General features: G+C 71.7%; 18 protein-coding genes. 9 read left to right on the top strand and 9 right to left on the bottom strand.

Features of this window, described 5'->3' with window-relative positions; genetic code table 11:
• Window positions 1-35 precede the first annotated feature (35 nt).
• From ABT053_RS32950 to rfbA, 5 genes are all read right to left on the bottom strand, one after another.
• Window positions 36-1,178, bottom strand: coding sequence for an acyl-CoA dehydrogenase family protein (locus ABT053_RS32950; RefSeq protein ID WP_350974405.1), 1,143 nt, complete (start codon window positions 1,176-1,178; stop codon window positions 36-38).
• 29 nt (window positions 1,179-1,207) lie between these two features.
• Window positions 1,208-2,248: a ketoacyl-ACP synthase III family protein gene (locus tag ABT053_RS32945; RefSeq protein ID WP_350974403.1), complete on the bottom strand. Its 1,041-nt coding sequence runs from the start codon at window positions 2,246-2,248 to the stop codon at window positions 1,208-1,210.
• 40 nt (window positions 2,249-2,288) lie between these two features.
• Window positions 2,289-3,119, bottom strand: coding sequence for an NAD-dependent epimerase/dehydratase family protein (locus ABT053_RS32940; RefSeq protein ID WP_350974402.1), 831 nt, complete (start codon window positions 3,117-3,119; stop codon window positions 2,289-2,291).
• Window positions 3,120-3,442: 323 nt separating this feature from the next.
• Window positions 3,443-4,447 carry a dTDP-glucose 4,6-dehydratase gene (gene rfbB, locus ABT053_RS32935; RefSeq protein ID WP_350974400.1) on the bottom strand — a complete coding sequence of 335 codons (1,005 nt, stop codon included), beginning with the start codon at window positions 4,445-4,447 and terminating at the stop codon, window positions 3,443-3,445.
• 22 nt (window positions 4,448-4,469) lie between these two features.
• Entirely contained in the window at window positions 4,470-5,342 is an 873-nt protein-coding gene (gene rfbA, locus ABT053_RS32930; protein ID WP_350974399.1) for a glucose-1-phosphate thymidylyltransferase RfbA, read from the bottom strand.
• Window positions 5,343-5,556: 214 nt separating this feature from the next.
• On the opposite strand from rfbA, the gene ABT053_RS32925 reads away from it, so the two are divergent.
• Window positions 5,557-6,858, top strand: coding sequence for an activator-dependent family glycosyltransferase (locus ABT053_RS32925; RefSeq protein ID WP_350974397.1), 1,302 nt, complete (start codon window positions 5,557-5,559; stop codon window positions 6,856-6,858).
• A gap of 13 nt (window positions 6,859-6,871) precedes the next feature.
• Window positions 6,872-7,585, top strand: a complete 714-nt coding sequence (locus tag ABT053_RS32920; protein ID WP_350974396.1) for a class I SAM-dependent DNA methyltransferase — start codon at window positions 6,872-6,874, stop codon at window positions 7,583-7,585.
• Here ABT053_RS32920 and ABT053_RS32915 read toward each other — a convergent pair.
• The gene (locus tag ABT053_RS32915; protein WP_350974531.1) at window positions 7,531-9,690 is read right to left on the bottom strand and encodes an AfsR/SARP family transcriptional regulator; all 2,160 of its coding nucleotides are present in this window, start codon (window positions 9,688-9,690) and stop codon (window positions 7,531-7,533) included. The two genes, ABT053_RS32920 and ABT053_RS32915, sit on opposite strands and share 55 nt — an antisense overlap.
• Before the next feature lie 528 nt (window positions 9,691-10,218).
• On the opposite strand from ABT053_RS32915, the gene ABT053_RS32910 reads away from it, so the two are divergent.
• The 5 genes from ABT053_RS32910 to ABT053_RS32890 all read left to right on the top strand — a co-directional run bounded on the left by ABT053_RS32910 (window position 10,219) and on the right by ABT053_RS32890 (window position 16,774).
• Window positions 10,219-11,586: a beta-ketoacyl-[acyl-carrier-protein] synthase family protein gene (locus ABT053_RS32910; RefSeq protein ID WP_350974395.1), complete on the top strand. Its 1,368-nt coding sequence runs from the start codon at window positions 10,219-10,221 to the stop codon at window positions 11,584-11,586.
• Window positions 11,587-11,632: 46 nt separating this feature from the next.
• The gene (locus tag ABT053_RS32905) at window positions 11,633-11,905 is read left to right on the top strand and encodes an acyl carrier protein (protein WP_350974393.1); all 273 of its coding nucleotides are present in this window, start codon (window positions 11,633-11,635) and stop codon (window positions 11,903-11,905) included.
• The gene (locus tag ABT053_RS32900) at window positions 11,902-13,116 is read left to right on the top strand and encodes a class I adenylate-forming enzyme family protein (RefSeq protein WP_350974392.1); all 1,215 of its coding nucleotides are present in this window, start codon (window positions 11,902-11,904) and stop codon (window positions 13,114-13,116) included. The genes ABT053_RS32905 and ABT053_RS32900 overlap by 4 nt, the downstream gene beginning before the upstream one ends.
• Window positions 13,113-14,618, top strand: coding sequence for an aromatic amino acid lyase (locus ABT053_RS32895; protein WP_350974390.1), 1,506 nt, complete (start codon window positions 13,113-13,115; stop codon window positions 14,616-14,618). The genes ABT053_RS32900 and ABT053_RS32895 overlap by 4 nt, the downstream gene beginning before the upstream one ends.
• A 437-nt stretch (window positions 14,619-15,055) precedes the next feature.
• Window positions 15,056-16,774: an FAD-binding oxidoreductase gene (locus tag ABT053_RS32890; protein ID WP_350974389.1), complete on the top strand. Its 1,719-nt coding sequence runs from the start codon at window positions 15,056-15,058 to the stop codon at window positions 16,772-16,774.
• Window positions 16,775-16,820: 46 nt separating this feature from the next.
• Here ABT053_RS32890 and ABT053_RS32885 read toward each other — a convergent pair whose 3' ends face one another.
• A complete protein-coding gene (locus ABT053_RS32885; protein ID WP_350974530.1) occupies window positions 16,821-17,261 on the bottom strand; it encodes a nitroreductase/quinone reductase family protein in 441 nt (146 codons plus the stop codon).
• Window positions 17,262-17,403: 142 nt separating this feature from the next.
• A complete protein-coding gene (locus ABT053_RS32880) occupies window positions 17,404-18,522 on the bottom strand; it encodes an amidohydrolase family protein (protein WP_350974388.1) in 1,119 nt (372 codons plus the stop codon).
• 142 nt (window positions 18,523-18,664) lie between these two features.
• On the opposite strand from ABT053_RS32880, the gene ABT053_RS32875 reads away from it, so the two are divergent.
• A complete protein-coding gene (locus ABT053_RS32875; protein ID WP_350974387.1) occupies window positions 18,665-20,764 on the top strand; it encodes a M6 family metalloprotease domain-containing protein in 2,100 nt (699 codons plus the stop codon).
• A gap of 330 nt (window positions 20,765-21,094) precedes the next feature.
• Entirely contained in the window at window positions 21,095-23,572 is a 2,478-nt protein-coding gene (locus tag ABT053_RS32870; protein ID WP_350974386.1) for a tetratricopeptide repeat protein, read from the top strand.
• Window positions 23,573-23,722: 150 nt separating this feature from the next.
• Here ABT053_RS32870 and ABT053_RS32865 read toward each other — a convergent pair whose 3' ends face one another.
• Window positions 23,723-24,595 carry a hypothetical protein gene (locus ABT053_RS32865; RefSeq protein WP_350974384.1) on the bottom strand — a complete coding sequence of 291 codons (873 nt, stop codon included), beginning with the start codon at window positions 24,593-24,595 and terminating at the stop codon, window positions 23,723-23,725.
• Window positions 24,596-24,626: the final 31 nt, after the last annotated feature.

Here is a 24,626-nt window from a genome sequence, read left to right as displayed (position 1 = left end):
GTCCAGATGGCGAGGAGACGTACCGAGTACCGGGCTCACAGGCCGAGCCCCCTCGCGACGAGCTCCCGCTGGATCTCCGTGGTGCCCGAGAAGATCGTGCTCGGCACCGCGTCGCGCAGTTGCCGCTCGACGCCCGCGGCGCCGAGGTAGCCGGTCGCGCCGAAGGTCTGGATCGCGTCCAGGCTGTTGGCGACGGCCGCCTCCGAGACGGCGATCTTCGACAGCGCGGCGTCGGCGGCGGCGTCGGCGTGCCCCTCGTCCAGTGACCAGCACGCGCGGTAGAGCAGCAGCCGCGCGCCCTCCAGCCGCTGCTTCATCGTGACCAGCCGGTGCGAGACCGCCTGGAAGTCGCCCAGGGCGCGGCCGAACTGGCGGCGGCGCCGCGCGTGCTCCACCGCGTGCCGCAGCTGCTCCTCCATCATCCCGAGGTAGACGGCGGGCAGGCAGGCCCGCTCCCACGCCATCGAGCCCTGGAAGACGGCGCTGCCCCGGCCCTCGGCGCCGAGCCTGAACCGGGCGGGGACCCGGCACCCGGAGAACTCCACCCGGCCGGCCGGGCAGCCGTCGAGGCCCATCTTCGCCATCGGCTCGCCCACGCTCACGCCCGGCAGGTCGCGGGGCACCGCGAAGGCGGTGACCCCGAGGAAGCCGAGGCCGGGGTCGGTGGTGGCGTAGGTGACCAGGAGGTCGGCCGCGGGCGCGTTGCTGGCGAACGACTTGACGCCGTCGAGCACGTAGCAGTCGCCGTCGGGCCGTGCGGTGGTGGCGAGCCTGCTCACGTCGGAGCCCGCCTCGTCCTCGGTCATCGCGTTGGCCGCGACCAGCGCCCCGGAGGCGAGGCCGGGCAGCAGCTCCCCGCGCGCGGCGTCGCCCGCGTTGTCGCGGACGGCGACGCAGCACGCCAGCAGGTGCGCCGAGACCGCGAACGCCAGGCCGGTGTCGCCGCAGCCCCGGGAGAACGCCTCCAGGCACAGCGCCGTGTCCAGGGCGCCGAGGCCGCCGCCGCCGTACTCGGCGGGCAGGCACAGGCCGGTGACGCCCAGGTCGGCCGCCGCCCGCCAGCGTTCGCGGGTGAACGGCTCCCGCGGCGGGCCCGGCTCCTCGTGGAGGCGCTTGCGCGCGCCGTCGAACACCGCGTCGCGCCGCTCGCTCCGCACGCCGCCGAGACCGAACTCCATGGGCCCGCGCCCCCTTTCGAAGTGGTGTCCTAGACCCAGGAGGGGGTTTCGAGGATCTTCAGGACCGCGCACGAGATGGTGATGCCGGGACCGATGCCGCCCAGGAGCACGTGGTCGCCGGGACCGAGCTCCCCGGTGGACAGCAGGTGGTCCAGGGAGACCAGGTGGTCGCTGGCGCCGAGGTGGCCGACGGTCCTGGCGTAGTCCCAGCTGGACTTCGACATGGGCATGCGCAGCACCGACATCCACCGGTGCTCGACGGCCTCGGGGGAGAGGCTGGTGAAGACGGTGCGGCTGAGGTCGCCCACCTTGATGTCCGCCTCCGCCAGGGTCCGGCTCAGGACCTGCATCATCCGCTGCTGCACGATGACCCAGGCGAGCGCGAGGTCGCTGTCGGCGGAGCACATCCGGCCGAACTCCTCGGCCCGCGCGGCGAAGTCGACGGCCTCCCCGGTGGTGGCGCTCGGCGGGAAGAGCGGGCTGCCCGCGCGGTGCAGCTCCTCGGCCTCGGGCACGGAGATCGAGCTCACCGAGAGCAGCCGGGCGAAGCCGGGCTCGCGGCTCAGCACCACGGCGCTTCCCGCGTCGCCGAGCACGAAGTCGGGGCCCGAGCACCAGCGGTCCATCCGGGCGGTGCCGAAGTTGTCGGCCGTGACGATCAGCGCGTCGCGGCGGCGCGGATCGCCCGCCATGAACCCGCCGGCCAGCTCCAGGGCGCTCAGCACGCCGTTGCAGCCCTGGCGCATCTCCAGGGCGAGGAGGTCGCCGCCGACGAGATGGTGCTGCAGGTAGTACTGCGGCGACCAGCCGTCGGGGCCCTGGTGCCAGACGTCGGCGTACAGCATCAGCCCCAGGGCGCCGGTGCCGCCCCCGCCGCGCGTGATCGCCTCCCGCGCCGCCCGCAGCGCCATCTCGGGGGCGGGCGTGTCGCCCGCCACCGCCGCCCCGAGCATGTCGTGGACCTTGGCGTGCTCTGCCGAGCACAGCCCCTCCGCGACGGCCGACTCCACGCTCACCGTCGGCGGGACGAACGTGCCGATCCCCCGGACGAAGATCTCTGGTGTGCGCACTGCCCTGCCCTGCCTCTCTGCTCGCCTGTGGCCCGCGCGGTCAGGCCCGGCCGGACGGGGAACCGGAGCGCTGCGCCTCCGGTGACTCCGCCGCCTCCTGCGCCTCCGCCGGCTCCGGTGTCTCGGGCCGCAGCTGTGAGGTCGCCTCCAGATAGCGGTCGATCACGGTCCGGTGGTAGCCGGGGCCGAACCCCATCCCGGTGACCGCGGGCACCAGCCGCCGGAGCTTCTCCACGGAGATGTGGTGGGACGTCCCCTCGTCGACGACCTGCCTGCGGGCCGTGATGCCCAGCCGCGCTTCAAGGTGGTCGACGATCAGCTTGACCGGTACGGACTCGCCGGTGGCCACGTTGACCACCTCCTGGGTGGTGCCGGTGGCCAGCAGCAGGTCGATGACCTTCACCCAGTCGGTGATGTCGATGATGTCCCGGCGCGCGCTGCGGTACATCGTGAGATTGTCGGAGCGGATCTGCTCGATGAGCGAAGGTATCAACCGGTTCGCGGGCACGTGCGGGCCGACGACGTAGCCGAGCCGCAGGACGAGGTGCCGCACCCCGGAGTCCTGGATCCGTCTCTCCAGCGCGAGCTTGTGCCAGCCGTAGGGGGTGACGGGCTCCACCGGCTCGTCCTCGCGGCCCCGGCAGCCGGCGCCGCCGTACATGCTCATCGACGCGGTCGAAAGGAAAACGAGGATCCGGTCCTGACGGAGACTCTTTTCGATCGTCTCGTCGACCAGAGCGGTTTCCCGTTCGTAGTCGGAATCGGAATTCTTCCACAGGGACACACCGGCGGCGAGAATCGTCACCTCCGGATGCGCGTCGTCGATCGACCGCAGGTGCCTCGCGAGAAAGCCATTTCCGATGATCTCCATTCCCAGCACCGCTTTCCAGCTCTGGAGGTTAACGTACCGGTTCCGCTCGTCACCATATAGCGGAGCTCTGAATAAGAAAGCACCCGTCGCCCGCGGCCGGAAGACGGTTTGTCCCGCCAGCGAGACAGGTATGCGTTCCGCGGGCGGACGGCCGTGCGTTCCCGGATGCGGGCGGTATGCCTTCCCGGGCGCTTTCTCCGGGAGGCGCGGTGAATTCCGCCGCCCGCCCCGAGCCCGGTGACGCGTGCCGTGTCCCGCGCCGCGCCCGGTGACGCGTGCCGTGTCCGGGAACGCGTGCCGTACCGGTCCGGGGAGCGCCGGGGTCACGTGCCGGGGAGCGTGGGGGAGGGGGCCTGCCCCTTCTTCAGCGGCTCCCACCAGCTGCGGTTCTCCGCGTACCACCTCGCCGTCGCCGCCAGGCCCTCCGTGAACGGGGTGAGCGGCCGGTAGCCCAGCTCGGCCGTGATCTTGGAGCTGTCAACGGAGTAGCGGCGGTCGTGCCCCGGCCGGTCCTCCACCGGGACGACCATCGACCAGTCGGCCCCGGCGATGTCCAGCAGCGCCCGGGTCAGCTCCCGGTTCGTCAGCTCTGCGTTGCCCCCGATGTTGTAGACCTCGCCCGGCCGGCCCCGCCAGGCGACCAGGGCGATGCCCCGGCAGTGGTCGTCGACGTGCGTCCACTCGCGCACGTGCAGGCCGTCGCCGTACAGCGGCACCCGTTCCCCGTCCAGCAGGTTGGTGACGAACAGCGGGATGACCTTCTCGGGGAACTGGTACGGCCCGTAGTTGTTGGGGCACCGGGTGATCGAGACGGGGAAGCGGTAGGTGCGCGAGAACGCCCGCGCCAGCAGGTCGGCCGCGGCCTTGGAGGCCGAGTACGGGGAGTTGGGTTCGAGCGGGTGGCTCTCCACCCACGAGCCCGTCTCGATGGACCCGTACACCTCGTCCGTGGAGACCAGCACGAACTTCCCGACGCCGCCGCGCAGCGAGGCCTCCAGCAGCGTCTGGGTGCCGACCACGTTGGTCGCGACGAAGTCGGCCCCGCTGTCGATCGACCGGTCGACGTGGGTCTCGGCCGCGAAGTGCACGACCAGGGAGACGCCCCCGGCCAGCTTCGACATCAGCGGGGCGTCGCAGATGTCGCCCTGGACGAACTCCAGCCGCGGGTCGTCGGCGACGGAGGCCAGGCTCTCCATGGTCCCGGCGTACGTCAGCTTGTCCACGACGACGACCCGGGCGTCCTCGAAGCCCTCGTAGGCGCCGGAGAGCACGTGCCGCACGAAGTTCGAGCCGATGAACCCGGCACCGCCGGTGACCAGGATCCGCATGTGGATGCACCTTTGCTGTCAGTTACGCGAGTGATCGAGCGATGTCCATGACGTACTGGCCGTATGCCGACTGCCTCATCTCGGTGCCCCGGTGGTAGCAGGCCTCGGCGTCGATGAACCCCATGCGCAGGGCGATCTCCTCCAGGCAGGCGACCCGCACCCCCTGGCGGCGTTCGAGTATCTGCACGTACTGGCTCGCCTCCAGCAGGGACTGGTGCGTTCCGGCGTCCAGCCAGGTGAAGCCGCGTCCCAGCTGCACCAGGCTCGCCTTGCCCTGCTCCAGGTAGACCCGGTTGACGTCGGTGATCTCCAGCTCGCCGCGGCCGGAGGGCCGCTGCTCCCTGGCGATGTCCACGACCTGCTTGTCGTAGAAGTACAGGCCGGTGATGGCCTGGTCGGAACGGGGCCGGCTCGGCTTCTCCTCGATGGAGACGAGCCGGCCCTCGGCGTCCAGCTCCCCGATGCCGTACCGCTCGGGGTCGCTCACCGGGTAGCCGAACATCACGCACCCCTCCAGCTCGTCCTGGGCCCTGCGGAGCAGGTCGGGGAAGCCCGCGCCGTGGAAGAGGTTGTCGCCCAGCACCAGCGCGCACGGGTCCCCGCCGATGTGCGAGTCACCCAGCAGGAACGCCTCCGCGATCCCGCGCGGCTCCGGCTGCGGCACGTAGCTGAAGTTCACGCCCACCTGGGAGCCGTCGCCCAGAAGCGCGCGCAGCGACGGAAGGGCGCCCGGCGTGGAAATAACGAGGATGTCGCGTATGCCGGCCAGCATCAGCACCGCGATGGGGTAGTAAATCATTGGCTTGTCGTAGATGGGAAGCAACTGCTTGGAGGTCGCGAGGGTCAGCGGATGCAAACGCGTCCCGTTTCCTCCGGCAAGGACGATGCCTTTCATCGGAGCTCCTGCGTTTTTGTCTGCGGGGTGCCTGAGACTACTGTTCCGGCTCATCGGGAAATCAACCCCCGGCGTCCCGCGAAATGGTATTGCCTTTCTGCCGATCAAATGTGATAGGGCTTGAGACGCCTCCCGGCGGTGACCGGGGTACAGCCTTCGCCACATCGCCACATCGCCACTTCACTTCGCGTTCGCGCGCGCCCGGAAGGACGACATGCGTATTCTGTTCGCTACCTATGCGGAGAAGTCACATTTCCTGGTCATGGTTCCGCTGGCGTGGGCGCTGCAGGCCGAGGGGCACGAGGTGCGGGTCGCCAGCCAGCCCAACCTGACCGACGTGATCACCCGGTCGGGGCTGACCGCGGTGCCGGTGGGCCGTGACCACGGCCTCTGGCGGGCCAACAGGGCGTTCGGATTCTTCGACCCTCGCAAGCAGACGCTGCCCTTCTTCGACGTGGTGGGCGACGATCCCGAGCGGCTCACCTGGGACCACCTCAAACAGGGGTACGTCCAGTTCGTCCCCTGGTGGTGCCGCATGGTCAACGAGCCGATGATCGAGGGGCTGACCGAGTTCTGCCAGAAGTGGGAGCCCGACCTGGTCATCTGGGAGCCGGTCACCTACGCCGGGCCGATCGCGGCCAAGGCGTGCGGCGCGGTCCACGCGCGGTTCATGTGGAGCCTGGACCTGTTCGGCCGGATGCGCGGCCACTACCTGCGGGTGAAGGCGGAGCAGCCGCCGGACGACCGCGAGGACATGCTGCAGACGTGGATCACCGCGCACAGCCGCAGGTTCGGCGTGGAGTTCTCCGAGGAGATGACCACCGGCCAGTTCACCATCGACTACACGCCGCCCTCCCTGGAGCTGCCGCCCGACCCGGCGTCGGGCCCGGAGCCGCACCGCGTCCCGCTGCGGTTCATCCCGTACAACGACCGCGCGGTGATCCCGCCCTGGCTGCGCGCCGCCCCCGAGCGGCCGCGCGTCTGCCTGACGCTGGGGACCACCTCGGTGGAGAACCTCGACGGCTACCTGGTGCCCGTCCAGGACATCCTCGACGGGCTCGCCGACCTCGACGTGGAGATCGTCGCCACGCTGCCGGAGAACCACCAGGCGGAGCTGGAACGGGTGCCGGACAACGTACGGCTGGTCAGCTTCGTCCCCCTGCACGCGCTGCTGCCGACCTGCTCGGCGGTGATCGACCACGGCGGGAGCGGCACGTTCTTCACGACGCTGGCGAGCGGCGCGCCCCAGCTCGTGCTGCCCAACCTGTTCGACGAGCCGCTGCGGGCCCGCTACCTCGCCGAGCAGGGGGCGGGCCTGACGATGCACAGCAGCGAGGCCACCGGCGCCGGGGTGAGGCAGGCGCTCCTGCGGCTGCTGGAGGAGCCGTCCTTCGCCGAGGAGTCCCGCAGGATCCGCGACGAGATGAACGCCATGCCGACCCCCGCCGAGGTGGCGGCCCGCATGGGCGACCTCGTCGACACCTACCGCGCCGCCGTCCCGGCCGCCGGCCACTGAGAGGGGCGAGACCATGTACGAGGCCGAGCTGGCGGACGTCTACGACGCGATCTACCGGGGGCGCGGCAAGGACTACGAGGCCGAGGCGGCGACCGTCGCGGAGCTGGTCCGCGAGCGGCTCCCCGGAGCCTCCTCGCTGCTGGACGTGGCGTGCGGGACCGGGTCGCACCTGAGGTTCTTCGCCGGGCTCTTCGACCACGTCGAGGGGCTGGAGCTGTCTGCGGACATGCTGGCCGTGGCGAGGACGCGGATGCCCGGCGTGCCCGCGCACGAGGGCGACATGCGCGACTTCGCGCTGGGCCGCGCCTTCGACGCGGTCACCTGCATGTTCAGCTCCATCGCCTACATGCGCGACGAGCGGGAGCTGGCCGCGGCGATCGGGCGGATGGCCGCCCACCTCGTCCCCGGAGGGGTCCTCGTCGTCGAGCCGTGGTGGTTCCCCGAGACGTTCCTCCCCGGCTACGTGGCCGGGGACGTGGTCACCGTGGAGGGCCGTACGCTCGCCAGGGTCTCGCGCTCGGTGCGGGAGGGCGGCGCGAGCGTGATGGAGGTCCACTACGTGGTGGCCGACGCGGCCACCCCCGTCAGGCACTTCACCGTCACCCACGTGAACACCCTGTTCACCCGGGAGCAGTACGAGGACGCCTTCACCGAGGCGAAACTGCGGGTGGACTATCTCGAGGGCGGCCCCTCGGGGCGCGGGCTGTTCACCGGGACGCTCGGGTGACTCTCGGGCCGGGCGTGCAGGAAGCTCTGGATGATGGGCGGGAGCCGCTCCCTGACCTGGGGCACGCCGTAGACCTGCGCCTGCCGCACGGCGACGGTCAGGTTGGGCAGCTCCGTCTCCAGCCAGGTCCTCGCCTGCTCGGGGCACTCGAAGCGCAGCAGCGGCACCCCCTCGGGCGCGGGCAGCGGCGGGATGATCGGGCACTGCCTCGGGTGCAGCAGGCGCAGCGCGGTGTCCGCGGTCCGCACGTAGTGGCCGAGGACCCGTGAGACGGCCGCCCGCCTCGTCTGGTACGGCATCTCGGCCACCGCGCGGTCCTTGGCGTACGCGCGCAGCATGCCGTCGTGGAACCGGAGCCGGTTGCCCGGCGTGACCCTCAGCAGATGCCCGCTCAGCAGGTAGTCGACGGTCTGCCTCGCCCGCTCGCACCCGACGTCCGCCATGATCGCGGCCGTCGTCAGGTCGAAGGCCGAGCCCTCGTGCAGGCTCATGACGCGGAACATCTCCGCGGCGTCGTTGGGCAGCGCCCGGTAGGAGGAGGAGAACACCGACCGCATGGAGGACTGCTCGTCGGACTCGGTGTCGGGGCTCTCCAGCAGGTCGTCCCGCCCCGGCGGCGTCCGGCCCGCGCTGCTGAGCCCCACGTGGAAACGGCTCGTCATCCGCTCGGCCGCGATCCGCAACGCGATCGGCAGGTAGTCGCCGACCTGGCAGAGCCCGTCGACGAGATGGTGCTCCGCGTACCCGTTCGCCTGCCTGATGACGTGCTTGACCAGGGTGGCCGCGTCGTCCTTGGGCATGAGGTCCAGCGTCATCCGCAGGGCGCCGTCGCGGGTGGTCAGTCCCGAGAGCCTGTTCCTGCTCGTGACCAGCACCAGGCACGACGGGTCGCCGGGGAGCAGCGGGCGCACCTGCTCCGCCGACCTGGCGTTGTCGAGCACGATGAGGATCCGCTTGCCCGCCACCAGGCTCCGGTAGTGGCTGGAGCGGACCTGGAGGTCCTCCGAGGGCTTGGGGGAGCTCCCCAGCCCGGCCAGCAGGTGGTCGAGCGCCTCGGCCGGTTTCATCGGCTGGCCCGTGTTGGAGAACCCCCGCAGGTCCAGGTGGAGCTGACCCCCGTCGAAGCGCTCGGCGAGCCCGCGGGCGAAGCGCAGGGCGAGTGCCGACTTGCCCACCCCGGGAGCCCCGCTGATCAGGATGACCCCGGCCTCGTCCAGGATGTCGGCCGCGGAGACGAATCCCTCCAGCCGCTTCAGCTCCCGGAGCCGCCCGGTGAATCCCGGGACGTCGCGGGGGAGCTGGGCGGGGGGCGGCGCGACCGGCTGCGAGACGGTGGCGCCGCTGGAGGTCAGCGTCAGCGGGGAGCCGGAGACCGGCATGGGCGAGCGGAGGGTGCCGTTCAGGATCTGGTCGTGGCACCGGCGCAGGTCCTCTCCCGGCTCGATGCCCAGTTCCTTGATGAGCAGGCGCCGCACGCTGTGGAACTGTTTCAGCGCGTCGGCCCGGCGCCCGCAGCGGTAGTGGGCCACCATGAGCAGGTAGTGGAGCCGTTCCCGCAGGGGATGGGTCCGGACGAGGCTGGACAGGTCACTGATGATCTCGTTGGCGCGGTCGGCCTCCAGCAGGAGCTGCGCGCGGTCCTCGATGGCGGTGAAGCGCAGCTCGTCCAGGCGGATCCGCTCGGCGTCGGCCAGCGGGCCGACCGCGCCGCCGAACGCCGGCCCGCGCCACAGGGCCAGCGCCGTGTCCAGCTTCCGCACCGCCTCGGACCAGGTGCCCGAGCGCTGCAGCTCTCGTACGCTCTCCAGGTGCCGCTCGAAGACCTGGGCGTCGATCTTGCGAGGGTCGAGCTTGAGCAGGTAGCCGTTGCCGTCGGCCACCAGGAGCTCGGAGGGCGCCCTTCGTGGTCGTTTCGGCTCGAAACTACGCCTTAACCGCGCTATGTATGTATAAATACTACTTTCAACTGTTATTGGTGGATTCGGGCCCCAGACGGCGTTGATTAATTCCTGTCTGCTGAGGGCGGTCCTGGGGCGTGTGGCCAGTGCGGCGAACAGGGTGCGCTGTGTCGGTGAGCCCAGGTCGAGCTCATGGTCGCCCCGCATCGCCCGCACCGGCCCGAGTAGATGCACCTGTACCAGGTCGTTCAACGACGCTCTCCCAATCTCAGCCCCCGGAGATGCGATGGAAGGACTCCTGAGCACACACTCAGGACCAAACGCTCGGACCTACGCATATAGCCATATCTGGGGGAACGAAGCGTCGGCAAGGGAGGTTCCTTGGGTGACGCTATTGTTACCTGAGTCCCAGAAGTCACTCCAGAATCTTCGGTCACTCCCGTAACGGGTGTCTCGCTGGCGGGACACCGCGTCATGCCCTGACGCTGGGGCGGGGCTTTCGGCACCGGCGCGACGGCCGTGCGGGGCACGTACCGGGACACGGACATGCCGGTCGGGACGCTCCTGGGACGGCCCCCGCCGCCGGGGACCGCTCGTGCGCGGGCGCGGGCGAGACGGTCGGGAAAGGCCGGGTGACGGCCCCGCACCCGCCGGCCGGGAAAGCGGCCGGGAAAAAGCGCCCGGCCCTTGTGGAACCCGGCCCCATGTAATAGAAGATTTGTTCCCGGCTCGTACGTGAAAAGCGTATCCGAGGCGGTGACGAATCCACTGGCTCTCGGTTACCGTCGAGCCCGGCATCGGATTCCCGAACTTCCCGGTGAGGCGCTGGTGGTCATCGACGACATTCATTCTCCGCGAGGTGCTCCGCTCAAGAGGGTGGTCGTCACCGGTTACGGAGTCATTTCCCCGTTCGGGGTGGGCTGGGAAACCGCGTGGTCGAATCTGATTCAGGGCGCGAGCGGTATTCGCGAGCTTTCCGGAATCGACACCTCCGGCCTCCCCGTGAACATCGGCGGCCAGGTCGCGGGCTTCGACCCCGGCGCGTGGCTGCCCGCCTCGCTGGTGCGCCGCACCACGAGACCGGCGCACCTCGCCCTGGTGGCCGCCACGCTCGCGCTGCGCGACGCCAAGCTCGACGTCGACGCCGAACTCGCGCCGAGGCTCGGCGTGACGGTCGGCACGGCCTGCGGCGCGAGCAGCGCCCTCGTCGACGCCGGCACCGCCTTCGCCGAGCGCGGCTTCATGGCGCTGAGCCCGTACACCTTCACCTCCACGGGCGTCGTCACGGTCGCCTCCGAGGTGGCCCTGCACGTCGGCGCGCAGGGCCCCGCGGCCTGCACGGCGACCGCCTGCGCGACCGGGGCGACCTGCGTCGGCGAGGCGATGCGGCTGATCCAGCTCGGCAAGGCGGACGTCGTCCTGGCCGGCGGCGCGGACGACACCATCACCCCCTTCGACATCGCCGCCGCGGCGAGGGCGAGGGCGCTGTCCCGCCGCCAGGGCGATCCGAGCGCCGCCAGCAGGCCGTTCGACACCGGCCGCGACGGGTTCGTGATGAGCGCGGGCGCCGGGATCCTGGTCCTGGAGAGCGAGGAGCACGCCCTCGCGCGCCAGGCCCACGTGTACGGGGAGGTGGCGGGCTACGCGGCCACCACGGACGCCCACAACCTGACCAGCCCGCACCCGGAGGGGACGGCCGTCGAGAGGGCGGTGCGCCTCGCCCTGGAGGACGCGGGAGTCACCCCCGACGAGGTCGGCTACGTCAACGCGCACGGCACCGGGACCCGGATGAACGACACCGCCGAGCTCAAGGTGATCCGCCGGGTGTTCGGCGAGCGGGCCACGTCCGTGCCGGTGAGCTCGACCAAGAGCATGACGGGCCACATGCTGGGGGCGGCCGGCGCCGTCGAGGCGATGATCGCGATGGAGGCCCTGCGCACCGGGATCGTCCCGCCCACCGTCAACTGCGACGACCCGGAAGACCCGGAGATGAACTTCGTCGCGCACCGGGCCCAGGAGCACGCGGCCGACGTGGCCGTCAGCAACTCCTTCGGATTCGGCGGCCACAACGCGGTTCTGGTCCTGCGCCGCCGGCGGGACTGATCACTCTGACCGGCACGGAAAGTCGGAAAAGCCGTCCAGTGTGACCGTGAAGGGATTGCAGAAAATGTCTACGAAGCAACAGGAAATGCTCTCGACTTTGTCCGGGATCGTGGAGAGGGTGGCCGGCGTGCCCGCGGAGAAGGTGCTGCCGGACAAGTCTTTCACCGACGACCTCGCGCTCGATTCCCTGGCCGTCGTGGAGGTCGCCTTCTCCATGCAGGAAGAGACCGGGGTGGAAATTCCGGAAGAGGATCTGGCGCGCATAAGAACGGTCCAGGACTTCCTCGACTTCGTCGAACTCTCCGCGGAGCCGAATTGACCGCCCAGCGAGTTCCCGAACGCGGCGGCGTCGCGCCCGCCGGCGCCCTCGCCTACGAAGAGGTGACCCCCGCGGAGCTGCTCGGCTCCGGCTTCGCGGCGCCGCGGATCAACGAGAGCCCCTGGCTGGTCCGCTGGGACCTGCTCGGCGACGGCCCGGACACCGACAGGTTCGTCCTGGACGCGCTGGCGGAGACCGTGGACCTGGAGACCTCGGGCACCACCGGCCCGAGCCGGTGCTGGCGGCGGACGCGCGAGCAGATGTGGTCGGAGGCGGGCCTGCTGGCCGGCCTGATCGAGCGCGACCGCCCGAGCGCCATCCTCTCCTTCGCGCCGCCCAGGCACGTGTACGGCGCGCTCGCGAGCGTGCTCGTCCCGGCCAGGCTGCGCCTGCCCGCGTGGTACCGGCCGCAGTACTTCGGCGCCATGCCGCCCCCGGAGTCCCTGCGCTGGGCCGTGGTGGCCGTCCCCTGGACCTTCTCCATCCTCCGCAGGCACGTGGCCTGGGTACGGCGGACGGAGCACCTCACCGTGCTGCACAGCACGGCGACGCTCCCGGCGGCGGCGGAGTCCGTCGTCAAGGAGGCCGGGCGGCGGCGGATGCGCGTCGTGGAGGTCTTCGGCTCGACGGAGGCGGGCGGCATCGCCTCGCGCACCTGGAACCCGGACGGGCCGCCGTGGGAGCTCTTCGACGACGTGGAGTTCGCCCTCCCCGACGGCGAGGCCGACGACGCCCCGTCCCGGGAGCGGCCCGGCGACCCGTACGGGGAGGAGACGCCGCTGGTGGTCCGGAGCCCCCGGCTGGCCTTCCGCCCGGGCGAGGCGCCCGCGGACGTCTGGCGGACCGACGACTACGTGCGGCGGCTCGACGGGCGCAGGTTCCGCTTCGACGGCCGGCGCGACCGGCTCGTGAAGATCAACGGCCGCAGGATCGACCTCGACAGGCTGGAGGAGTCGGTGAGATCAGTGCTCCGCTGCGCCGACCTGGCCTTCCTCCCCGTGGCCGACGCCCTCACCGGCGAGAACTTCGACCTGCTCGTGGTGCCGGACGGCGGGGCACCGCTGTCCGTCACGGAGGTGCGCGCGGCGGCGGGGCGGTTCGACGCCCGGCCGCGCCAGGTGCGCCTGGTCGATCGGATCGACCGCTCCGACACGGGCAAGCTCCGGCGACTACAGCGACCTTCCCTTTCCGACGCGGGAGCAGACACGTGACAGCATTGATCGACGGACGTTCCACCGAGAGCCTGGCCTCGATCGTCCGGAGCACGCACTGGGACGCCCGGGTGGAGCCGTGCGATCACGAGGACGCCCACCGCATGCGCGCCAGCGTGGACCTGCTGGCCGAGCGGCTCTCCGGCTCCGACTCCGTGTACGGGGTCACCCACGGCTTCGGCCCCCTCGTGGCGTTCTCCGCGGCCGACTCCCCGATGGAGCAGGGCGCGGGCCTCATCGCCCACCTGGGCTCGGCGCAGGGCAGGCCGCTGGACCCCGAGGTGTGCCGCCTCGTCGTCTGGCTCCGCCTCAGCAGCATGCGCAAGGGCCACTCGGCCGTGTCGCCCGACTTCTGGCAGACCCTGGCCGGCCTGTGGAACGAGGGCTTCACCCCGTCGATCCCGCGTGACGGCACGGTGAGCGCCAGCGGGGACCTGCAGCCGCTCGCCCACGCGGCGATGGCCCACGCGGGCACCGGGGAGGCGTGGGTGCGCGGCGACGGCGGCTGGTCGGTCGTGCCCGCCGCGCAGGCCCTCGCCGACATGGACGCCAAGCCGGTCGAGTGGTCGGCCCGCGAGGCGCTGGCCTTCGTCAACGGGACCAGCGTCAGCCTGGCGGTGTGCATCGTGAACCACCAGGCGGTGCTGAAGCTGGTCAGGGCCGTCGGGGTGCTGACCGCGAGGATCGCCGACATCCTGGGCTCCAACCCGGAGGCCTACCACGCCGGCATCGGCCGGGTGCGGGGCCAGACGGGGCAGCTGACCGTGGCCCGGTGGATCCGCGAGGACCTCCCCCCCGGGATGGAGCGCAACCCGCTCCGGCCGCTGCAGGAGCCCTACAGCCTCAGGTGCGCCCCCCAGGTCCTCGGCGCGGTGCTCGACCAGCTGTACGGGGCCGAGGAGATCCTCGTCCGCGAGGCCATGGGCTGCACGGACAACCCGATCTTCTACGAGGGCGAGCTGCTGCACGGCGGCAACTTCCACGCCATGCCGATCGGCCTGTGCTCCGACCAGATCGGCCTCTGCCTGCAGCAGGTGGCCTTCCTCGCCGAACGGCAGCTCGCCCTGCTGTGCGACCCGGCCTACAACGGCGGGGCGCCGCCGATGCTCACCCCCCGTCCCGGGGCGGGCAGCGGACTGGCCGGGGTGCAGCTGAGCGCCACCTCCTTCGTCTCCAGGATCAGGCAGCTCGCCTACCCCGCCTCCCTCACCGCGCTGCCGACGAACGGCGGCAACCAGGACCACGTGCCGATGGCGCTCAACGGGGCCAACTCGGTGGCCGAGGCCGTGGAGCTGGCGTGGCTGGTCGTCGGCTCCCTCGCGCTCGGCGTGGCCCAGCGGGGCGCGCTCGCCGGGCGGAACGAGACGGCGACCGGGCTGTGGGCCGACCTGGCCCGGCTGTCCCCGCCGCTGCAGGCCGACCGGCCGCTCGCGGCCGAGGTGCGCGCCGCGAGCCGCCTGCTGCGGGAGGCCGCGGAGGGACTGCTCGCCCGCGAGGACTGAGACTCCGGAGGCCGGGGTCCGGGTGGGACCGCGACTCCCCGGGGCTCGCGAGAACCCGGGGCTCGCGATTTCCCGGGACTCGCGACTTCCCGGGACTCGCGACTCCGCGAGGACCGGGGGCCCGCGAGGGCCTCGAAACCTGCGGGACCGCCAATCCGTGAGGACCGCGATTCCGTGAAAACCACGAATCCACGAGGGCCGCGATTCCACCAGCGCCGCGATTCCCGCGGATTCCTGCGGATTCCGCGGACTCCTCCGGATCCCGTGGATCCCGCGGATCCCGCGGATCCCGCGAGAGATGAAAAGCCGGGGGCGACGCCCCCGGAGGCGGAAAAGCGTTCCTCCCCCGGAGGAGCGCTCAAATGAATGTGAATGTGAATGCGAAAGGTCTGGTAACGACGGTGGCCAAAGCAACACGCCGTGGATTTCTGGGAGCGATGGCCGTCGCGGGAGGGGCGGCCGCGGGGCTGGCCACCGGTGAATCGGCGGCGAGCGCGACGACCACCGGCCGGGCGCGTTCCGAGTGCGCCCCGCTGCCGGGCGCGGCGACGATAACGCCGGACGACCCGAGATACGCGGAACTCGTCACCAGGGGCTACAACTCCCGGTTCCTCGCGCAGCCGGAGTCGGTCCGTCTCGTCCACTCCGCCGAGCAGATCGTGCAGGTGGTCAACGAGGCCGTACGCGCCGGGAAGAAGATCGTCGTGCGCAGCGGCGGCCACTGCTTCGAGAACTTCGTGGACGACCCCGCGACGTCGATCGTCATCGACATCTCGGAGATGAACGACGTCTACTTCGACCCCGCACACAAGGCGTTCGCGATCGAGGCCGGTGCCACGCTCGGCAAGGCCTACCGCTCGCTCTACCTCGGCTGGGGCGTCACGATCCCGGCCGGCGGCTGCCCGAGCGTGGGGGCCGGCGGGCACATCGCCGGCGGCGGGTACGGCCCCCAGTCGCGCAGGCACGGGCTCGTGATCGACCACCTCCACGGCGTGGAGGTGGTCGTCGTCGACCGTTCGGGCCGGGCGAAGATCGTCGTCGCCACCCGTGACGCCCGCGACCCCAACCGGGACCTGTGGTGGGCGCACGCGGGCGGCGGCGGAGGGAACTTCGGGATCGTCACCCGCTACCTGATGCGCTCCCCGAACGCCCGCGGCAACGACCCCGCGACCCTGCTGCCCAGGCCGCCCGCGCAGCAGCTGGTGGTCTCGGCGAGCTGGAGCTGGGAGGGCATGACCGAGGAGGGGCTCTCCCGGCTGGCCGACAACTACGCGCGCTGGCAGCAGCAGAACCACGCCGAGCCCGCCTTCGAGAGCATCGACAGCTCGCTCACCATGTACCACCGCTCCAACGGGCGGATCGAGCTGTTCGCGGCGATGGACGGCGACGTGCCCGGCGCGGACGGCATCCTGTGGACCCTGGTGCAGACCGTCGGCGAGGGCGTCGGCGTCGAGCCCGTCTTCGACTACTTCAGCACGGCGCCGTGGCTGCGGGTCACCCTCTCCTACGACTCCGGGGCCGGCGCCTACGCGCTCAGGTTCAAGTCGAAGGCCGGATACCTGAAGAAGCCCTGGACGCCGGCGCAGCTCAAGGTCGTCTACCGGTTCCTGACGGAGGGCGAGGCGGACACCGGGGCGTCGGTCTATCTGATGTCGCTCGGCGGGAAGATCAACGCGGTGGACCCCGCGGCCACGGCCAACCCGCACCGGACCGCGCCGCTCATCGGCTTCTTCGACATCGGCTGGTGGGACCCGGCCGAGGACGAGAGGTGGCTGACGGCGATCCGCGACGCCTACCGGGAGATGCACGCGGACACGGGCGGGGTGCCCGTCCCGGGCGAGGCCTACGACGGCGCGTACATCAACTATCCCGACAACGACCTCGCCGATCCCGCGCTGAACACCTCGGGAGTGCCCTGGCACAAGCTGTACTACAAGGACAACTATCCGAGGTTGCAGCAGGTCAAGGCGAAGTGGGATCCCCGGAACGTGTTCAACCACGCGCTGTCGGTCCGGTTGCCGGGGGCCTCGGACGCGCTGCCCCCGCAGGCCCGTCCCGGGACCGCGCGCAAGGCCGGGCCCGAGTCCAAGAAATACCCCCCGAGGGTGTCCCCGAGGCACGCGAACAACCTGCGCTCGCTCGGCCAGCCCGGCTGAGCGAAGGTGCCCCCGCCGGCCCGGCGGGGGCACCTTCGCCGCACCTCTAGAGCGGCGTCAGGAAGATGATCCCGAGGTTGCGCCGCCGGATCGCCTCCGCGAGCTCCTCGCGGGTCGGCGGGCGGTCGACGTGGACGACGATGCCGAGCCGCTGCCGCGCCTCCTTGAGCCCGATCCTCTTGATCAGGTCTCCCATCTCGCCGGCCATGGTGTCGGGATCGTCCATCAGCTCGGCGCGCATGGGGGTGCGCACCCCCATGTCCGTCACCTCGACGTCGGCGCCGCCGCGCATGTTCGCCTTCCACCCGGCCTCGGTGTAGACGCACAGCCTGCCGTTCTCGCTCTGCTTCATGACGGGAATCTCGTACCTTTTACCGGTCTTTCTCCCGGTGAAGTGGAGAAGTATCACCCCGGCCACGGAGCGTGCCTTTCCCCTGCGCACCTGCTTGCGCATCAGAGGGTTGAAGAGGCGCATCATGAATTTCATCACGATGGGCGTTTCCTTGATGGTCACCGCATGAGATGTGTTTTCCGCCATGACTCATTGTTTCAGCTTCGCGGGGATTTAAAGAGGGGTCGCGGCCGATTCTTCGAACGGCGCCGGACGGCGACCGGACGGCCACGGGCGGTCAGGCCGGACGCCTGCTCCCCGCGTCACCGGCGTTCACGGCGTTCACGGCGTTCACGGGGGTCACGCCGTTCGCGGCGGCGTCGGCGGCGTCGGCGTCCGCGGTCTCGTCGAGGCGCCAGCGCGCCCGCCCGCCCACGAAGGTGGCCACGCACCGGCCGGGCCCCTCGTGCAGCAGGAGGGTGTAGGCGTCCCGCTCGTCGCCCTCCACGGCGAAGACGGCGAAGTCCGCCCGGCCGCCCCGTTCCAGGGAGCCCAGGCGGCCGGGACCCTCGGCCATGTCCAGCGCCCGCGCGCCGCCCAGCGTCAGCGCCTCGACCAGGAGCCGGTCGTGACCCGGCGCGTGGGAGAGCGCGCGGGCGACCGACAGCGGGTCGCCGCCCGTACGGGTGCCGACGGCGATCGCGCTCCCGCCGTCGAGGAGACCCTCGGCGGCGAACGGCGACGAGATGGCGATCACCGTGCCGCGGACCCCGAGGAGCTTGCGGTCGGCCTCGTCCAGCGGGCCGGAGATCGCGACGTGGCAGCCCGCGCCGAGCACGCCCACCTCGTCGAGGAACCCGACCGGGTGGCGGCCGGGCTCGGCGTGCAGCCGGAGCCCGAACGTGCGCGACAGGACGGCGAGGTCCTCCATGACGTGGGGGTCGGGGGAGTGGGCGGCGATGCCGATGACGCCCGGGTGGTCGACCTCGCGGATCGCGGTGATCAGCCGGTCGCGGCCCTCGTCCTCCCAGAGCTCCTCGCTCTCGCAGCGGGTCTCCAGGTAGGTCACGCCGTCCAGCCCGGCCTCGCCGAGGACGGAGGCGGCGTCGAGGTCCGCGGCGACGCCTCCCACCGCGGTGACGCCGTGCGCGGACGGCGCGGCGGACACCCTGTCGAGCCGGAGGTGCGCGTCGATCAGCCCAGGAACGATCATGCCCGGCCACCGGACCGGGGAGAGGAGGGGGTGGGCGGCCTCGATCTCGGCGCGCGGCCCGACCCGGACGATCCGGTCGCCCCTGACGACGACGGCCCCGTCCCTGATGGGAGGGCTCGTGACGGGCAGGATCAGGGGGGCGCAGTGGACGGAGACGGTCCCCCGGGCGCGCGTGCCGATGATCCGCCCGGCACGCGTCGACATAGGCACTCCTGTAAGTTCGTCCCCTTTGGAGAGGTTAAGGGGAGCGACGTTAGATCTCAAATGCATCTCCGGTAAACGTCTGCCCACCTTCCTGACAGAAGATTGTTGATCTATCTGAAAACGGTCTATACCGTCTTTTAGCGTGATACGACCCCCCAGGTTGCTGAAAGTGCTGCTCGCCGCGATCGTGCTGATCCCCGTCGGCCTCACCTCCGTCCCCGCCTCCGCCGACCCCGTTCCCGAGCCCGAACACCCCTGGCGCCTGGACCACTGGCCCCGGACCCAGCCCTGGCAGCAGGACGCCCCCGACGCCGCGACCGCGCGCCGCGCCGACCCCGCGAGCCCTGCGGCGATCGACCCGCAGAACTGGAAGAACCCGGACCACATGACGTGGGCCGACTACCGCAAGCCCCCCGGCACCAACTGGGCCGACCCCGCGGTCAAGGGCTCCAAGCGGACCTTCCGCGGCGCGCTCGTCCTGGCCGACTACCCCAACCAGCCGTTCGTGGTCACCCAGCCCCAGGGTTCCACCGTCTTCAGGAACCCCAGCGCCGAGGCCCACGACATCCCCCGCGACCAGGTCGCCACGTTCTACCGGGACTTCCTCAACACCCCCAACGCGCTCAACCGGGGCCACACCATCCACGAGTACTGGATGGAGGACTCGGGAGGCCGCTACGGCGTGGAGCTGACCTCGTTCGGCCCGTACCAGATGCCGGGCAAGTCGCACGAGTACGCCATGGAGTTCCAGGGCGGCACTGCCTGCCCGGCCGGTGACACCTGCAACCGCAACATCAGGACCGACGCGCGGGCGGCGTGGGTCGGCTCCGTCGGCCAGGAGATCCCGGCCGGCTTCGACTTCGTCTTCTACCTGAGCGCGGGCCAGGACGAGTCGGCCACCTGGCAGGAGTTCGGCCCGATCAAGTTCCCGACCAAGGAGGCGGTGACCGACGACTTCGGCCCGCCCGACCCGGCCCTGCCCAACTGGGCCAGGACCCGCTACGTGGAGTGGACGTCCTGGGCCTCGGCCTCGTCCATCTGGCCCAACGCCGGGGGTGGCTCCTCCACCCAGGCCGAGAGCTCAGGGCAGGGCGTCTACGCCCACGAGCTCAGCCACATCCTCGGCATCGGCGACAACTACAACAACCCGTTCGGGGTGCCGCCGCGCCGGGCGTACACCGGCATCTGGGAGATGCTCAGCCGGGGCAGCTTCAACGGCCCCGGCGGCCCGCACAGCCGCTGGCTGATCCCGCCCACCTCGGGCGGCTCGATGGGCGCCCAGCACATGCTCCGCAACAAGATCAAGCTGGAGATGGTGGACGAGGCGAACGTGCTGCGCCTGTCCAGGGAGGCGCTGGCCGAGTCGGGGCTCGTCGTGGCCAAGGTGACGGCCCGGGTGGCCCAGCCGGGGCCCACCGGCCTGTCGGGGGTCAACATCGCCTTCGGCGACGGCGACCGCAGCCCGGCCTGTGACGTGAGCACCGACCCGTTCTGCGACGGCGGCGGCTACGACAACTACACCGTCGAGGTCGTGGACAGGATGGGCGCCGACTCCTTCACCCCCGACTCCGGCGTGCTGCTGGCCAAGACCAAGAACGAGGACCGGGCGCCGTTCGAGTGGGTCGTCGACGCCAACCCGCAGGACATCGGCATGACCGACTACGTGCTGCCGGACGGCACCGCCGTGCCCATCACGGTCGGCGACTACCGCCAGCTGTCGGACGCGCTGTTCCACGCGGGCACCGGCTCGGGCTCGGAGTTCGAGTACGTGGACCAGGCCAACCGGCTCCACTTCTACGTCCTCGACCTCAAGCGCGACCGCAAGGGCATCCTGTCGTACACGGTGGCGATCCGCTCCCTGGACGGCGCGGGGCCGAACAGGCGCGGCGTGAAGCTGCTCCCGTCCGTCGGCGTCCCGTCGGGCAAGGACCTGACGTCCTGCCGCTTCCCGCTGTTCAACACCGGCAGGACCGTCCAGGCGCAGGGGCAGCACCCCGAGGACGTGAGCGCCTACCTCAAGGGCGACGTCTACCGGCTGTCGGCGACCGTCGACGGACGCGGCTGGACGGCCTCGCTGCCCAACGAGCTCGCGACCGCCGACTCGGGCAAGAACACCGTGGTCTCCGTCGACGCCCGGCGCGGGGCGGGAGGCGCCCGCCTCGCCAAGGTGACCCTGACCGCCACCTCCGAGAGCGACCCGTCCAAGACCGCCAAGGCGACCTGCCTCGCGCTCGGCCGGTAGCGCGGCGGAGAGCCGGACGCGTCACCCGGGCACCGTGAAGGGGCCCGGGTGACGCGAAGGGCACCCGCGCGAGGCCGGGGTGGACGAGTTCACCCGCCGGTGGCCGCGAAGACACGCGGCCACCGGCATTGCGTCTGCTTGAATCAATCATGAGAGAACGCGCCGTCCGGTACGGGGACCGCGGCGTGCCGTGGTCTTCGCCGAGGGGTGTGGATGGCCGGGCCGTCGAACGTACCTGACCAGCATGGTCCGAAACCGCCGAAGCCGCCGAAGCCGCGGCGACGCAGGATCCCGCTCGCCGCGCCCGCCGCGGCCGGGCTCACCGCGGCCGTGGCCAGCATCCTGGCGACCTCGCTGGACGTGTGGGACCTGCCCACCGAGGCGAAGGTCGGCGTCACCGCGGTCGCCGGTCTCCTGGTCGGCCTGCTCACCTGGGCGACGGCCGGATCGCGGCCCGGGGAGCGCGACACCGGTGCCGCCGGGACGTCGTGGCGCCCGCCCGACCAGTGGCCGCCGGTCTCCGCGCACTTCACCGGCCGTACCGAGTCGCTGGCCGAGCTGCGCGAGGTCTTCGCCGAACGCCGCCGCGCCCGCGACCCCGCGGGGAGCGCCTCGCCGCTCGTCGTCTCGGTGTACGGCAGGGGCGGGGTGGGCAAGTCCATGCTCATCGCCCGGTTCGGGCACGAGATCGCCGGAAGCTTCCCCGACGGCCGCCTCTACGCCGACCTGCGCGGCGAGGTGGAGGCCCCGGTCGGTCCCGAGGAGGTGCTGATCGGCTTCCTGCGCGCGCTCGGCGTGCGGCTCACCACCGACCCGGGCGGCCTGGCCGAGCTGCGCACGCTCTGGCTGACCTGGACCAAGGGCAGGCGCATCCTGATCTGCCTGGACAACGCCCACGACGGCGACCAGGTCAAGGACCTGATCCCGGCCGAGGCCGGCTGCGCGGTCATGGTCACGTCGCGGCAGCCGCTGTTCCTGCTCAACACCTACGACAAGCGGCTGTCGGTGTTCAGCGAGGCGCAGGGCGTCGAGCTGCTGGCACGGCTGGCCGGGGACGACAGGGTCGCCGCCGACCTGGAGTCGGCCCAGGAGATCGTACGGATGTGCGACCACCTGCCGCTCGCCATCAGCATCTGCGGCGGGCGCCTCGCCACCCGGGAGAACTGGACGCTGCGCCGCCTCGCCGACCGGCTGAGGGACGAGCGCCGCCGCCTCGACCAGCTGGAGATCGGCCGCAGGCTCGACAAGAGCGTGCGCGCCTCCCTGCAGCTGAGCTACGACGACTGCACCGGGCTCCAGCGCCGCCTGCTGCGGCTGCTCAGCATGGTCAGCGCCCCCGACGTGCCCGGCTGGGTGGCCGGGGAGCTGCTCGCCACCTCCGAGCCCGAGGGCGCCGACCAGCTGGAGGCGCTCATCGACGCCCAGCTCGCCGAGTGCTCGGGCATCGACCTGTCCGGGGTGATGCGCTACCGGCTGCACGACCTCGTCAAGATCTTCGCCCGCGAGCTGGCGCTCTCCGACGACGACGAGAGCCACCGCAGGGCGGCCGTCGAGCGGGTCCTGTCCGGCTACCGCCGCCGCGCGGAGGCCGCGGCCGTGGCCCGCTGGCCCCAGGACTGGGGGCGCAGGGCCAGGCCCACCGGCGCGGAGCCCACCCCGGCGGTGACGCCGGAGCAGACCTCGGCGGCCGACTGGCTCAACGCCGAGCGGCTCACCCTGGTCGCCGCGATCGGCCAGGCCAGGAGCATGGAGATGTGGGAGCTGACCTGGGGTCTCGGCCGGGCCTTCTGCTCCCTCTGCCACTCCCTGCGGGCCTACTGGTCCGACTGGCGGACGGTCGCCGAGATCCTGTGCGAGGCCGCCGACCACATGGGCGACCCCCGGGCGGTGGGCATCGCGCTGCTGGACCGGTCGGCGGTGGCGGGCGGGCAGGGCGGTCACCGCAGCGCCATGACGGACGCCGAACGGGCACTGGACATCTTCACCGACCTCGGCGAGACCTGGTGGGCGGCACGGGCGATGCGCGCGATCGGCATGGCCCTGTTCAACGACGGCCACCTCGACCGCGGGCAGGGCCACCTGATCGGCGCCATCACCGCCTTCAAGGGCGAGGACGACCGCTGGTGGGTGGCGAGGACCCAGCGCAACCTCGCCGAGCTACGGCTCGCCCAGCGCAGGCCGGAGGAGGCGCGGGAGCTGCTGGAGGACGCCCTGGCGGTGTTCGAGCGCGACCGCAACCGCTACTCCGAGGCGCAGACGCTGCGCGCGTACGGCGAGGTGCTCGGCGCGACGGCGCGGGGACTGCACGCCGCCGGGGACACCCGCGCCGCGGCCGAGGACTTCACGAGGGCCGGGTTCAGCCTGGACCGGGCCGCCGAGATGTTCCGGCTGCGCGGGGAGCTGTGGGAGGAGGCCAGGTGCCTGCGCGCGGCCGGGGAGGTCGGCAACCCGGCGAACGCGCTGCGCGAGCTCACCTACGTGCGCCGGGCCACCGAGATGCTCACCGCGCTCGGCGACTCGTGGGGCGTCGCCAGGTCCGAGCTGTCGGCGGGACGCGCCCACGGGCGGCTCGGCCGCACGCGCGAGGCGCAGGAGTCGCTCCTGCGGGCGGTGCACGACTTCGGGGAGCTGGGCGACCGCTGGTGGATGGCGAGGAGCCTGCGCTACCTGGGGGAGGCCCACCTGGAGGCGGGCGACCGGCAGGCCTCGGTCTCCGTCCTGCGACAGGCCCGGAGCATCTACCGCAGCCTCGGCAACCAGGCGGGCATGGACCGCACCCTGGAACTCCTGCGCCGCGCGGACGGTTGAGGGCGTGCGGGCCGTCCTCCGGAACCTTCGTGCCACGCGGACGGTGGAGAACGTACGGGCCGTCCTCTGGAACCTTCGTGCCACGCGGACGGCTGAGGGCGTGCGCCGCGAACCGGGATGCCTAGGGCGTACGCCGCGAACCGGGGTGTCTCAGGAGTCGGCGGACGTCAGCAGGTGCCGGGCGGCGTCGCGGGCCTCGTCGATGCTCTCGTGGAACAGCTTCCTGACCTGCTGGGCCTGCTCGGTGAGGTGCTCCAGCCCGGGGAGGGTGAGCGCGTCCTCCGCGGTCTCGGCGACCAGCGCCTCGTACTGCGGGGTCCGCTCGGCGAGCACCTGGAGCTGCTGGTAGGCGCGGTAGACGCCGTCGGCCCTGCGGACCTGCCTGGCGTACTCCTCCAGCGCGCGGACCCGCCTGGTCAGCGAGAGCTCGGCGGTCTCCAGGGCCTTGACGTAGGGGGTGAAGGCCTCGGCCACCTCGGGCGGGGGCGCGCCCGGTACGAGCCGGTTGTGCTCGGCTCTCATCTCCGACAGCCGCACCAGCTTCTTCGCGATCTGCCAGGCCTGGTCGGGCAGGGTCACCGCGTTGTCGATCGTGTCGAGCAGGCGCACCCGGTTGATCTCGGAGGCGAGGACCGACTCCGTGGCGTCCTGCGTGCGGCGCAGCAGGTCGCCGCAGTCGCCGTCGAGGTCCTCCGGCAGGATGAACCGGTCCCTGTGCTCCATGGCCACCCGGACGCGCCGCCGCTCCCGCCGGTTCTCGGGATCGTCGCTCAGGCCGCGCAGCGCGGAGAAGGAGAGCAGCACGAGGACGGCGATGAAGCCCCCGGTGGCGCTCAGGCTCGCCATGAGCAGCAGGAGCCCGGCGATCGCGATGAGCTTGACGGGGTCGGGCCCGCGGCGGCCGGGGATCCGTCCCTGACGGGCCGCGCGCAGCGCCTGCGGGCTGGCGCGTAAGACCGAGGAGATCGGCTCGGGCAGGGCCGGATCGATCAGCAGGTGCGGGGGGCGTCTCCTCGGATCCACGCGACCTCCTCGTGACGGGGTACAGGCGGGT

The sequence above is a fragment of the Streptosporangium sp. NPDC002524 genome (assembly GCF_040295985.1).
Classification (GTDB): domain Bacteria; phylum Actinomycetota; class Actinomycetes; order Streptosporangiales; family Streptosporangiaceae; genus Streptosporangium.
The sequence above is the reverse complement of the archived record's forward strand: the minus strand, read 5'-3'. Positions and strand labels throughout refer to the sequence as shown.